This window comes from Kineococcus rubinsiae (genome assembly GCF_011839805.1).
GTDB lineage: Bacteria > Actinomycetota > Actinomycetes > Actinomycetales > Kineococcaceae > Kineococcus > Kineococcus rubinsiae.
This window is the reverse complement of sequence record NZ_VWPY01000046.1, coordinates 21,540-33,662: the sequence shown is the minus strand read 5'-3', so window position 1 is coordinate 33,662 and position 12,123 is coordinate 21,540. Positions and strand designations below refer to the sequence as shown.

The 12,123-nt window shown below is 76.7% G+C and carries 12 protein-coding genes; 7 read left to right on the top strand and 5 right to left on the bottom strand.

All coding sequences use genetic code 11. From position 1 onward, the window contains the following. Nucleotides 1–156: 156 nt before the first annotated feature. Both F1544_RS17935 and F1544_RS17930 read right to left on the bottom strand, forming a co-directional pair. Nucleotides 157–1,212, bottom strand: coding sequence for a cell wall-binding repeat-containing protein (locus tag F1544_RS17935; protein ID WP_167587497.1), 1,056 nt, complete (start codon nucleotides 1,210–1,212; stop codon nucleotides 157–159). A gap of 107 nt (nucleotides 1,213–1,319) precedes the next feature. Next, nucleotides 1,320–2,222: an oxygenase MpaB family protein gene (locus F1544_RS17930; protein ID WP_167587496.1), complete on the bottom strand. Its 903-nt coding sequence runs from the start codon at nucleotides 2,220–2,222 to the stop codon at nucleotides 1,320–1,322. A 148-nt stretch (nucleotides 2,223–2,370) separates the two neighbouring features. Here F1544_RS17930 and F1544_RS17925 point away from each other — a divergent pair, with 148 nt between their 5' ends. The 3 genes from F1544_RS17925 to F1544_RS17915 are packed head-to-tail and all read left to right on the top strand — an operon-like array spanning nucleotide 2,371 to nucleotide 5,963. Continuing rightward, nucleotides 2,371–3,576 carry an acyltransferase family protein gene (locus F1544_RS17925; protein ID WP_167587495.1) on the top strand — a complete coding sequence of 402 codons (1,206 nt, stop codon included), beginning with the start codon at nucleotides 2,371–2,373 and terminating at the stop codon, nucleotides 3,574–3,576. A gap of 37 nt (nucleotides 3,577–3,613) precedes the next feature. Continuing rightward, nucleotides 3,614–4,051 (top strand): hypothetical protein, encoded by a 438-nt coding sequence (locus F1544_RS17920; RefSeq protein ID WP_167587494.1) that lies wholly within the window; start codon nucleotides 3,614–3,616, stop codon nucleotides 4,049–4,051. Between the two features lie 52 nt (nucleotides 4,052–4,103). Next, nucleotides 4,104–5,963, top strand: coding sequence for an HD domain-containing phosphohydrolase (locus tag F1544_RS17915; protein WP_167587493.1), 1,860 nt, complete (start codon nucleotides 4,104–4,106; stop codon nucleotides 5,961–5,963). 19 nt (nucleotides 5,964–5,982) lie between these two features. On the opposite strand, the gene F1544_RS17910 is transcribed toward F1544_RS17915, so the two are convergent. Beyond that, the gene (locus F1544_RS17910; protein WP_167587492.1) at nucleotides 5,983–6,402 is read right to left on the bottom strand and encodes a VOC family protein; all 420 of its coding nucleotides are present in this window, start codon (nucleotides 6,400–6,402) and stop codon (nucleotides 5,983–5,985) included. Between the two features lie 89 nt (nucleotides 6,403–6,491). On the opposite strand from F1544_RS17910, the gene F1544_RS17905 reads away from it, so the two are divergent. Both F1544_RS17905 and F1544_RS17900 read left to right on the top strand, forming a co-directional pair. Beyond that, entirely contained in the window at nucleotides 6,492–7,463 is a 972-nt protein-coding gene (locus F1544_RS17905) for a helix-turn-helix transcriptional regulator (protein ID WP_167587491.1), read from the top strand. A gap of 65 nt (nucleotides 7,464–7,528) precedes the next feature. Next, nucleotides 7,529–7,723 (top strand): DUF2795 domain-containing protein, encoded by a 195-nt coding sequence (locus F1544_RS17900; RefSeq protein ID WP_208972124.1) that lies wholly within the window; start codon nucleotides 7,529–7,531, stop codon nucleotides 7,721–7,723. A 95-nt stretch (nucleotides 7,724–7,818) separates the two neighbouring features. Here F1544_RS17900 and F1544_RS17895 read toward each other — a convergent pair whose 3' ends face one another. Beyond that, nucleotides 7,819–8,256 carry a hypothetical protein gene (locus F1544_RS17895; protein WP_167587489.1) on the bottom strand — a complete coding sequence of 146 codons (438 nt, stop codon included), beginning with the start codon at nucleotides 8,254–8,256 and terminating at the stop codon, nucleotides 7,819–7,821. Nucleotides 8,257–8,405: 149 nt separating this feature from the next. On the opposite strand from F1544_RS17895, the gene F1544_RS17890 reads away from it, so the two are divergent. Beyond that, entirely contained in the window at nucleotides 8,406–9,185 is a 780-nt protein-coding gene (locus F1544_RS17890) for a DUF899 family protein (RefSeq protein ID WP_167587488.1), read from the top strand. A 4-nt stretch (nucleotides 9,186–9,189) separates the two neighbouring features. Here F1544_RS17890 and F1544_RS17885 read toward each other — a convergent pair whose 3' ends face one another. After that, nucleotides 9,190–9,846 (bottom strand): TetR/AcrR family transcriptional regulator, encoded by a 657-nt coding sequence (locus F1544_RS17885; protein WP_167587487.1) that lies wholly within the window; start codon nucleotides 9,844–9,846, stop codon nucleotides 9,190–9,192. Between the two features lie 116 nt (nucleotides 9,847–9,962). On the opposite strand from F1544_RS17885, the gene F1544_RS17880 reads away from it, so the two are divergent. Next, the gene (locus F1544_RS17880; protein ID WP_167587486.1) at nucleotides 9,963–12,119 is read left to right on the top strand and encodes a glycoside hydrolase family 3 protein; all 2,157 of its coding nucleotides are present in this window, start codon (nucleotides 9,963–9,965) and stop codon (nucleotides 12,117–12,119) included. The last annotated feature ends 4 nt before the right edge of the window (nucleotides 12,120–12,123 follow it).

The window sequence follows — 12,123 nt, the reverse complement described above, 5'->3', positions numbered from 1 at the left end:
CCCCGGCTCCCGCGCCCGCTCCGGCTCCCGCGGAACCGGTGGCGCAGCCGTTCGGCGCCCCGTTCGTGCCGGCCCCGGCGCTGCCCCGGCGCAGCCGCGTCGTCGCCCCCGACTGACGCCCCGACCCCCGCGCGCGGCCGGGCGCCGCGTCCCGGCTCAGGAGCAGTTGGTGACGACCGCCTCGGCGCTGACGCTCGACAGGCCACCCAGCACGATCTCGGCGCTCAGCTGGCTGTCCACGACGTAGTCGTAGATCGGCACCGGCGTGCACGTCGAGCGGACGAGCAGGATCGGGGCCTCGTTCACCGCGGCGGCCGGGACCCCCGCGAGCGCATCGGGGAAGTTCTCACCGGTCGCGACGAGCGCCGTGGTGGCGTCGGGGAACACGGTCGTCGCGACCGCGGCCGCGGTGCCGTAGCGGTCGTCGCCGGCCAGGCGGCTCACGTCGGTCGGGTCGCTCACGTGGGACGTGAGGGTCGCGGCGACGCCCTCGCCGACCGACGCCGTGCCGCCCACGACCAGCGCCGCGTCGAAGGTCTTGCCCTGCAGCCACGCCGCGACCGGGGCCGGCAGCGCCGCCGGGTCGGTGATCATCAGCGGGACGCCTCCCGCGGCGGCGGCCGCGCCCCCGGACAGCGCGTCGGGGAACGTGTCGCCACGCGTGAGGACGACGCCCGTCGGCGTCGGGAAGAACCGCTGCGCCACGGCGACCGCGGTCTCGTAGCGGGTGGCGCCCGCGATGCGCTCGACGGTCGCGCCCGGGGCCGCGGCGCGGATCGCGGTCAGCACGGGCTCCGAGACGCGCCCGGCGCCCCCGACGACGTAGACGGTCGTGGGGGCCAGGCGCGTGAGCTCCGCGGCGGCGGCGGGCGCCAGGCTCGCGGCCGGGGTGAGCAGCAGCGGTGCGTCGAGGGACGCGGCGGCGGGACCGGCCGTCAGGGCGTCGGCGGCGGACTCGCCGCTCGCGACGAAGACCGAGGACCCGGCCGAGGGCGCGAAGGACCCCTGCGAGATGACGGCGGCCGTGGCGTAGCGGTCCACGCCGGCGGCCTGGACGATGCCGATGTACGGGAACGGCGTGCCGATCTTCGGCGTGATCGCCGGGAAGGGCGCGGGCGTCGCGGCGGAGGCCGCCCCCACGCCGAGGGCGCCGCCGCCGAGGAGGGCCGCGGCCGAGACCGCGGCCAGGGTGAGCCGGCGTGCACTGCGCATGGGGTTCCTCCGCTCGGCGGCGGACCACGTCGGTCACCGTCCGCGGCCGACCCTAGGTGACCGCCGGGGCGGACCGAGGAGGCTGGACGGCCCGTGACCCGACCGGCTCAGCCGCGTGTCGCAGTGCGACGCAGGGCCACCGCAGCGTGCGGCCACCGGGCCGCGCGGGCCGGCAGCAGCGGCCGCAGCGCGCGCGTCACCACCCGGACGAGGGCCGCGCCGGCCCGCCGACGGGGGGTGGCGGGGAGGCCGTACTGGGCGGCCACGCTCGGCGGGAGCAGGTCCGCGGTGACGGCCCGCGCGACGGCGGCCACGCCGGGCACGGGCGGTGCGGTGCGCAGCCCGAGGACGTCGCGGGCCACGGCGCGGGCGGCGTCCGTCACCTCCAGCCGGGCGACCGCGTCCTCGTAGTAGGCGCGGAACTCGGCGTAGCCCGCGGGCATCACGGCGTCGCTCACCCCGAACAGGCGGCCGAAGGGCTTCATCTGCTGCCAGTACGCCTCCCGCAGCGCCGCCGGCACGGGCCGCCCGGCGTAGCGGCCGACCGCGGCCAGCGCCATCTCGACGAGGGTGGCGTGCACCCACAGCGCCAGCTCCGGGTCGTTCGCGCGGTACGGCGTCCCGTCCGGGGTCGTGCCCCGCACGCGGGCGTGCTGCTGCCCGACGGCGCGGGCGGCGGCGCGGCCCTGCTCGGTGTCGCCGAAGGCGATGGTCAGGACGGCCTGCAGCGTGCCGAGCAGGCGGTGGGCGGGACCCGCGCGGTAGTCGCTGTGCTGCGCCACGCCGGCGGCGACCAGCGGGTGCGCCACCTGCAGCAGGACGGCGGCGGGGCTCCCGAGCAGGACGGCGCGCTCACCCGCCACGGCCCACAGCGCGTCGTGCGGGTCGCACACGCCGGCGTCACCGGGCCGGCCCGGTCCGGGCGGCGGCGGGAAGATCGAGCGCAGGTCCAGGCGCGGGACGCCGGACCTCCGGGTGGGCGCGGGGCGGGCGGGGGCGGGGACGTCCACGGGCCCAGCCTCACCCGATCGACCGGGGACCGCACTCCTGGCCGGGGCGCTGCTCCGTTCGGGTGGCCCCCGCGCGCCCGCCCGACGGGCTCTGCCTAGCCTCGGCCGCGCCGGGCGCGACGGAGCGACCGGCGGGGGAGGACCGACGATGTCGTCGACGAGCACCACACCGGGCCGGGCGGGGGACGCGCGGCCGCCGGGGCCCGAGCGGGGCCGCGGGTTCCGGCCGGACGTCGAGGGCCTGCGGGCCGTCGCGATCGTGCTGGTCCTGCTGTTCACCGCGGGGGTCCCCGCGTTCGGCAGCGGCTTCACCGGCGTCGACGTCTTCTTCGTCATCTCCGGCTACCTCATCACCGGCCTCCTCGTCCGCGAGGTCGAGGCCACCGGCACCGTGTCCCTGGCGGCGTTCTACGCCCGCCGGGCCCGGCGGATCCTGCCGAGCGCCTACACCGTCCTGCTGGTCGTCCTGCTCGTCACGGTCGTCGTGGCGGGCGCCGCGCAGCAGCGGGCCGTGGCGCGCGACGTCCTCGCCGCCGCCCTGCAGGCCGCGAACCTCTGGTTCCTGACCTTCGACGTCACGACCGTGGCCCCGGCCGTCGCCGAGAGCCCCGTCCTGCACTACTGGTCGCTCGCGGTGGAGGAGCAGTTCTACCTGGTGTGGCCGCTGGTCGTGCTCGGCGTCGCGGCCCTCGCCGCCCGCCGCGGGCGCGACGTGCGCCGCTCCCTCGTCGTCGCGATCGTCACCCTGTCCTTGGTCTCCGGGGTCCTCTACCTCTGGTGGTCCTCGTCGGCCTTCCAGGCCTCCTACTTCGCCAGCCCCGCGCGGGCGTGGCAGCTCGGGGCGGGCGCGCTCGTCGCCCTGCTGGGCCCGGCGCTGCGCCGCCTCGACGAGCGCACCGGCGGCCGCGTCCTGGCGCGGCTCCTGGCGGGCGCCGGGGTCGTCGCGCTCCTGCTGGTCCCGGTGGGGAACGCGGTCGGCGTCTTCGCGGCCGCCGCCGCGGCCACCGCCGGGGCGGCCGCGGTCATCGCCGCCGGTGGCCTGGCCGGCGGCCCCCGCACCCTCGTCGCCCGGCTGCTGTCCCTGCGGCCCGTGCGGTTCGTGGGGCGCCTGTCCTTCACCTGGTACCTCTGGCACGTGCCGCTCGTGGTGGCCTTCGAGCGCTCGGGGGTCACGTCCTGGCCGGTGCTGCTCGGTGCGGAGCTGCTGGCCGCGGTGCCCGCCCTGCTGACCATGCGCTTCGTCGAGGAACCCCTGCGCGGCGCGCCGCGGCTGCGCTCGCCCCGCGCGGGCCTGCTCTTCGGGGCCGCGGGCGCGGTCGTCGTGGCCGCCCCGGCGCTCGCGCTGGGGCTCTGACCGCGCCGCCGCGGCCCGGCGCTGCCAGGCTCGGCGGGTGCGCGCCGACCTGCGGCTGGGCGGGGACCCCGAGAACCCGGACCTGTCCTCGCCCGACCTGCGCGACGCCGTCCGGCTGCTGCGCCGGGGCGGCGACTCCGTGACCCTGCGGGTGGCGCTGAGCTGGACGGAGAGCGTCTTCGCGGACCGGACCGAGGGGCTCCTCGAGCGCCACGGGCTGCACCTGGACGAGCTGATCGCGGTGGTCGACGCGATCGCGACCGTCGGGGCCTTCGGCCTGGACGCGCGCCTCGTGGCCGCCTTCCGCAGCCCCGCGGTGAGCGACGGCGCCGTCATCGCCTGCTGGGCGGCGGGGCTGGACCCCGAGGAGATCGCCGGCCTGGCCGCGGCGGGCGCCCCCGTCGACGAGCGGGCGCTGCTCACCCTCGCGGCCCTGCGCGACCGCCCGGGCGGCACCCGGCCCGCAACCGGGTGAACCGAGGGGTGGGGCGCTCAACCGCCTCGCCGGGGCAACCGATCCCGGGGTGGTGACCTCCGGACCCACGCAGAACTACGGCGAAGCGGCCCGCGGCACCTGGCGTCCCCGGCCCGTGCTGGCCGCGCTGGTGCGGGCGACGGCCTCCTTCGGGCCGCTGCTCTTCGCGCTCGCCGTCGGTGCCGCCGCCTCCCGCTGGCTGCCGGCCGAGCGCCTCGGCGTCCCGGTGGGCGTGTGGCTGCTGGTCGTGGTCGGGGCCTCCTCCGTCGTGCTGGTCCTGTGCTCGCGGTGGCTGCGCCGGCTCGTGCCGCTGTCCGCGATGCTGCGGCTCAGCCTGGCCCTGCCCGACCGCGTCCCCAGCCGCTTCGACGTGGCCCGCCGCACCTGGTCCCCGGCCGCCCTCGACGCTCCCGGGGCCGCGGGCGGGGCGTCGGCGCAGTGGCTGCTCGCCCTGGTCAGCAACCTCGCCGCGCACGACGCGCAGACCCGCGCGCACGGCGAGCGCGTCCAGGCCTACGCGGCCCTCATCGGCCGGGAGCTGGGGCTGCCCCGCGAGGACGTGGACCGCCTGAGCTGGGTCGCCCTGCTGCACGACGTGGGCAAGGTCCACGTCGCGGCGGAGGTCATCAACAAGAAGGGCCGCCCGTCGCAGGAGGAGTGGGCGAGCCTGCAGGAGCACCCCGAGCACGGCGGCCGGCTGGTCGAGCCCTTGCGCCCGTGGCTCGGGGAGTGGCTCGACGGGGTCGAGCAGCACCACGAGCGCTGGGACGGCGGTGGTTACCCGCGCGGCCTCGCCGGCGCGGACCTGTCGCTGGCGGCGCGCGTCATCGCCGTCGCCGACACCTACGACGTCATCACCACCGCGCGCTCCTACAAGAAGCCGATGTCGGCCGAGCAGGCGCGCACCGAGATCACCCGCTGCGCCGGGGCGCAGTTCGACCCCGAGGTGGTCCGCGCCTTCCTCGGGGTCGGCATCGGCCGGCTGCGCGTCATCGCCGGCCCGGCCACCCTGCTGGCCGCCCTGCCCTGGGTCGGCTCCGTGCCCGCGCAGGCCCTGTCGACCGCCACGGGCGTCGCGCAGACGGCCGGTGGTCACGTCGCGACCGTCCTGCTCGCCGCGGGCGTCGGCGTCGGCGCCGGGGTGACCACGACGCAGGCCGTCGCGGACGTGCGCCCGGACGTGTCCGCGTCCGTGGCCGTCGAGCGCCCCGCGTCCCAGGACCCCACCGTCCACGACCTCGCGTCGGCCTCGGCCGTCCCCCCGCGCAGCGGCACCCCGCGGACCGCGACGCCCGCAGCGGCCCTCGCGTCCGGTCCGGCCGCCGCTGCCTTGGACCCGGTCTTCGACGCGACGGCGACCGGATCCCCGACCCCGGCCGGCGCGAGCGCCCCGGCGTCGGAGCTGCCCGGGGTGGTCCCGACGACCACCGCCGCGGAGCACCCGGCGAAGGCCGAGCCGACGGAGAAGGCCGAGCCGACGGAGAAGGCCGAGCCGACGGAGAAGGCTGAACCCCCCCAGAAGGCGAAGCCGGCCCCGACGGAGAAGGCCAAGCCCACGGAGAAGGCGGCCCCGACGGAGAAGGCCAAACCCACGGAGAAACCGGCCCCGACGGAGAAGGCGAAGCCCACCGAGAAGCCGGCCCCGACGGAGAAGGCGAAGCCCACCGAGAAGCCGGCCCCGACGGAGAAGGCGAAGCCCACCGAGAAGGCGGCCCCGACGGGGAAGGCCGCCCCGGCGGACCAGCCGAAGCCGCCCGGGAAGGCCCAGTCCGCCGGCGAGGCACCGTCGGCCGGCGCGGCGCGCTCGGCCGGGAAGACGCAGCCGACCGCCGCGCCGACGTCCGTCGTGCCCGGCGCGCCGGCGAAGAAGGCGCCGGGGATGTCGAGGGCCACGGACGCACCGGCGTCCTGACGAGCGGCCTTCGCGTGCGTCACGCGTCCGGCGGCAGGTGGCACACGGCCTCGAGGTTGATGCCGTGCGGGTCGTCGACGAATCCTCCGTAGTAGTCGTCGTGGTACTCCGGCCACACGGCCGGTGCGTTCCGGCTGGTGGCCCCCGCGGCGAGGGCGGCGTCGTAGAACGTGTGCACGGCCGCGCGGTCCTCGACCGTGAAGGCGAGGTGCATGTCCGTGCCGACGGTGCCGTGGTCGACGAGCCAGAAGAACGGCTTGACGCGGGGCCGGCCGAAACCCGCCATCGCCGCCCGCGGGGGTTCGGTCTCCTCGGGGATCCGCAGCATCAGCTCGATGCCGATGGAGCCCAGGACGGGTTCGTAGAAGGCCACCGCGGCGGCGAGGTCGGGAACGGCGACGTTGAGGTGGTCGATGCGTGAACCGGAGCGGTCGAGCACGGGTTCCTCCCGGGGTCGGTGGGTGCGTTCCCCGACGTTCGCACCGGTCGCGGACACCGGGTGTCCGCCACCGCGGCGAGGATGACGGCATGGCCGCGACGTCGACGCGCACGCTGACCCTGCTGTCGCTGCTGCAGGGCCGGCGGACCTGGTCGGGCCCGCAGCTCGCCGCCCGCCTCGGCGTCAGCACGCGGACGCTGCGGCGCGACGTCGAGGCGCTGCGCGGGCTCGGCTACCCCGTCTCCGCGAGCCGGGGCCCGGCGGGCACCTACCGGCTGGGGACGGGGGGCACGCTGCCGCCGCTCGTGTTCGACGACGAGCAGGCCGTGGCCGTCGCGCTCGCCCTGCAGACCGCGCCCGTCCCCGTCGCCGGGCTCGGGGACGCCGCCCCGCGGGCGCTCGCGACCCTGCGCCAGGTGATGCCCGCGCACCTGCGCGCCCGCGTCGACGCCGTCCGCGTGACGACCGTCCCCAACGCCTGGACGTTCGCGGCGCCCCCGCTGGACCCGGAGGTCCTCACGGCGGTGGGCGACGCGGTCAGCCGCGCGCACGTGCTGCGCTTCGAGGTCCGCGCCGCGGACGGGACGCGGCCGCCGCCGGGTCCGGGTCACCGCGTCGAACCCCACGACCTCGTCGTCTGGGCCGGGCGCTGGTACCTCGTCGCCTACGACCTCGACGCGCACGGGTGGGTCGTGCACCGCGTCGACCGCCTGCGCGCGGGAGGCCCCACCGGAACCCCGTTCACGCGGCGCGAGCTGCCCGGCGGCAGCGCCGCGGAGGTGGTGCGCTCCCGCGCCGACCGCGGCGACACCCCCGCCGCGTGGCAGTGCCTCGGCACGGTCGTGATGGCCCTGCCCGTCGACCTGGTCGCCCGCTGGGCGCCCGGGGGTTCCGTCGTCGAGGACGCCGGGCCCGGGCGGTGCCGGTTCACCGTCGGCGCCTGGTCGTGGGCGGGGATCGCGGGGATCCTCGCGACCTTCGACGCGGACGTCTCGGAGGTCGAACCCGAGCCGCTGCGCCGGGCGGTCCGCGAGCTCGCCGCCCGCTTCGCCCGCGCATGACGCGCCACCGCGCGGGTACCCCGCCCCCGACGGTGCCGCGCGGCGCCGCGACGAGAGGAGTCCCCGTGGCGGAGAAGGTCAGCCCCATCGACATCCAGAAGCACCTGTCCGGGGTGGAGTACCCGGCGAGCAAGCAGGCGCTCGTGGACCATGCGAAGGAGTCCGGCGCCCCGCAGGAGGTCCTGGACGCCCTGCAGGAGCTCGGCGACGGGGACTACGACGCCCCCACCGCCGTCACCCACGGGGTCTTCGGCAGCTGAGGCGGGAAGCAGGGTCGGGCTGACAGTTCTGCTGCACGCGAGGTCTGCGAAGGGGGTGGCCGGGCCGCTGCAGGGGCTTGCGGACAGCAGAACTGTCAGCTCCCCGGTTCAGGAGCCGGGAGCACGTGCGTGCTGATCCGCCGCTGGCCCCAGCCGAACCGGCTCTCGGCGATCCAGTCCTGCAGGTGGTCGGCCAGGCGCGCCGCGCACTCCGCGGCGTCGAGCGGTTGCGCCCCCGCCTCGCCGCGTCGCCAGACCGGTGACGTCAGCCAGTCCTGGAACACCTCACCGACGGCCACGACCCGCACCCACACGTCGCCCTCGTCCCCGTCGACGCCCCAGTGCACGGTGAGCTCCTCCAGCTCCTCCGCCGTCAGCATCGACGTGACGACGGGTGCGGCGACGGCGTCCCGGAGCGCGGCCAGCCGGGGGTCCTCGGCGTCGGTGACGTCGCCGGGACGGGGGTGAGAGGGACCGGTGGACGGGCCCCACCGCAGGGTCAGGCGGCTGCGGTACGCCGACTCGTCGCTCACCCACCGACGGTAGCCCGGCGCGGCCCGGCACGACCGGTGGCGCGTCCTCGTGGGCCGCGACGTCCGCCGATGAGTTCCGGGGCCGGGAAGGGTCTCAGCCGCTGACCGTGCGCACGTCGCCGCTGCGACCCGAGGACTCCGGAGGACCCGTGACCACCACGCCCGACCGTCCGAGCACCGCCCCCGCGGCCCGCCCACCCGCCGTCGACCAGGCCACCTGGCAGGCGGCCCGCGACGAGCTGCTGGTTCGGGAGAAGGCCCACACCCGCGAGGGTGACGCCATCGCCGCGGCCCGCCGCCGCCTGCCGGTGGTGGAGGTCGACGCGAACACCCCGGTCGTCGGGCCCGACGGCCCCGTCCCGTTCCTCAGCCTGTTCGAGGGCCGCGAGGAACTGCTCGTCTACCAGCACATGTGGCACGACGGCGCGCCCCACCAGGGCCAGTGCGAGGGGTGCACCGTGACGGCCTGGCACCTGAGGGACGCCGTCTACCTCGAGGCGCGCGGCGTGTCCTTCGCGATCCTCACCACGGGCCCCTGGGACGAGGTGGCCCCCTTCCTCGCGTTCATGGGCTACCACCAGCCCTGGTACTCGGTGCGCGACGCGGCCCCGCCCGTCGGCGGGGACATGGGCTACGTCAGCTGCTTCCTGCGCGAGGGGGACCGCGTGTTCCTGACCTACTCCACGACGGGCCGGGGCACCGAGGCGGCGAGCTCGTCGTTCGCCCTGCTGGACATGACGGTCCGCGGTCGCGGCGAGGCGTGGCAGGACGTCCCGGACGGCTGGCCCGAGGGCCGCGGCCCGTGCTGGTACTGGCGCGCCGACGCGGACGGGAACCCGACGTGGGGCCCGACCGGCCGTCCCGCGCCGCAGTGGACCCGACCGGGCGCGGGCCCCGTGGAGACCCTCGGCCGCACCGGGCACCACTGATCGGTCACCCGCCGTCCGGTCGAGGCGGCCGGCGCGTCCGAGCGGTCGGCCGGAGACCCGCGACCGCACCCGACGCCGTCCGCCACGCCCCGACGAGGTCGACGCCCGGGTCGCGCAACCACTGCAGCTGGAGGCCGTCGAGCAGGGCGAGGACGTGCCGGGCCACGTCGCCGGGTTCCCCCGCGGCGGCCGGCGCGAGACGGGCGAAGATCCGCAGGACCGTCTCCTGGCGCGCGGTGAAGAACGCGTGCGCGGGGTGGTCCGGCACCAGGGACTCCGCCTGCAGGACGGAGTACAGCCGCACGATCTCCCGCTGAGTCGCGTTCCGGTCCACGATCGCGTCGACGAACGGCACGAGGCCCACGCCGGGCTCGCCGCGCTCCAGCAGCTCGAACAGGTCCCCCCCGAGGCCGAGGCGGTCGGCCAGCGCGTCCACGTCGAGGCGGTCGCGGTGCTCGAGCACCGCGATGAGGAGGTTGTCCTTGGAGCCGAAGTGGTGCAGCAGACCGGGCATGGTGATCCCGCAGGCGTCGGCGACGTCCTGCAGGGACAGGCCCCAGTACCCGCGCTCGGAGATGAGGGCGGTCGCGGCGGTGAGCACCTGCTGCCGGCGCTCGGCCGCCGGCAGGCGCACCCGGGAGCGCGGTGGGGGAGGCGGCACGGGTTCTTCCTACCAGTCCGCCAGCGGTCGTCGGGTTGATGCGCGCGGTGCCCCGGGCTATCGTCGCGCCACTTGCTGAGCAGGTGCTCAGTAGGACTCGACGACGGGGTGGACCGATGCACGACGGAGTCAGCGCCTTCGACACGGCGGTCGCGGCGGTCCGCGCCGGAGCCGCTCCCGCCGAGCAGGCCCGGGCGCTCTACGACCAGCTCACCCCCGAGGAGCGGCTCTGGCTGCTCGACGGCGACACCCCCTTCTGGGCGGGGATGGCCGAGATGATGCAGCGCTACAACGCCCACCCCTACGTCCACGGCGAGGTCGCCCGGCTCGGAGTTCCCGGCACCCGCTTCGTCGACGGCCCCCGCGGCTGCGTGTCGGGCGCGGGCACGGCCTTCCCCGTCTCCATGGCCCGCGGCGCGACGTGGGACACGGCGCTGGAGGAGCGGGTCGGGGAGGCGATCGGCCGCGAGGTGCGCGCCCAGGGCGGGAACTTCTTCGGCGGCGTCTGCATCAACCTCCCCCGCCACCCCGCGTGGGGCCGGGTCCAGGAGACCTACGGCGACGAACCCCACCACCTGGGGGAGTTCGGGGCGGCGCTGACCCGCGGCACGCAGCGCTACGTGATGGCCTGCGCCAAGCACTACGCGCTGAACTCCATGGAGAACGCCCGCTTCCACGTCGACGTCACCGTCGACGACGCGACGCTGCACGAGGTCTACCTGCCGCACTTCAAGCGGACCGTCGACGAGGGCGTCGCGGCGATCATGTCCGCGTACAACTCCGTGAACGGCGAGTGGGTCGGGCAGAACCCCGAACTCCTTACCGGCGTGCTGCGCGAGCAGTGGGGTTTCGAGGGCATCACGGTCAGCGACTTCATCTGGGGCCTGCGCGACGCGGCCGCGTCCCTGAACGCCGGCCTCGACCTCGAGGAACCCCTGCGCCAGCAGCGGGCCGAGCACCTGCCCGCCCAGCTCGAGGCGGGGGAGACGTCCTGGGCGGCCGTCGAGCGCGCGGGGCTGCACCTGCTGGCCGCGCAGCTGCGCTCCTACGCCGCCCGCGAGGCGGCGGAACCGGGCGCGGAGGTCATGGCGAGCGACGAGCACCGGGCCCTGGCGCGCGAGGTCGGCGCGCGCGCCATGGTGCTGCTGAAGAACGACGCGGTGGGCGACGCTCCCGTCCTGCCGCTCGACCCCGCTGCCGTGCAGCGCATCGCGGTCGTCGGCCGGCTCGCCGTGCACGCCGGCACCGGTGACCGCGGTTCGTCCCTGGTCCACGCCCCGAGCCACGTGAGCCCGGTCGACGGGATCCGCGCCGCGTTCCCCGACGCCGAGATCACCCTGGTCGAGTCCGACGACCCGGCGGCCGCCGCGGAGGCGGCCCGGAACGCCGACGTCGCCCTGCTCGTCGTCGGCTTCGACGAGACGGACGAGGGCGAGTACATCGGCGGCGACACCATGTCGGACCCCACCCTCACGGCCCTGTACCCCCCGGTCGCCGAGGGAGTGAGCGCACCGGACCTGGGCGGCACGGTCATGACCGACGGCATGGGCGGTGACCGCACGTCGCTGCGCCTGCGCCCGTCGGACGAGGAGCTGATCCACGCCGTCGCGGCCGCCAACCCCCGCACGGTCGTCAGCGTCGTCGCGGCCGGTGCCGTGGTGTGCGAGGCGTGGCGCCACGACGTCCCCGCCGTGCTGATGATGTGGTACGCCGGGATGGAGGGCGGCCACGCGCTGGCCGACGTCCTGACCGGGGCGCAGAACCCCAGCGGCCGGCTGCCGTACTCCATCCCCACGAGCGAGGACCACCTGCCGGCCTTCGACAAGGACGCGCGAGCGATCACCTACGACCGCTGGCACGGCCAGCGGCTGCTCGACCGCCTCGGAGTCCCCGCGGCCTACCCGCACGGTTTCGGCCTGTCCTACACGACGTTCCGCCTCGACGGCGTGGAGGTGCAGGAAGCCGGCGGTGTCCCCGTCGTGCGGGCCTCGGTGACGAACACCGGCGCCCGCGACGGTCACCACGTCGTCCAGGTCTACGGCCGGCGCACCGACGGCCTGCGGGACGGCGAGACCCTGCTGGTGGGTTTCGCGGCCGTCGAGGTCGCCGCGGGGACCACGGCCGAGGTCGCGGTCCCCGTCACCCTCGCGGCCCTCGGTGCGTGGAACCCGCGGACCACGGCGCTGGAACCCCCGACCGCCGCAGACGTCGTCCTGGAGGTCGGGGCCCACGCCCACGACCCGCAGGCGCACGTCGTGCCCGCGACGAGCTGATCCA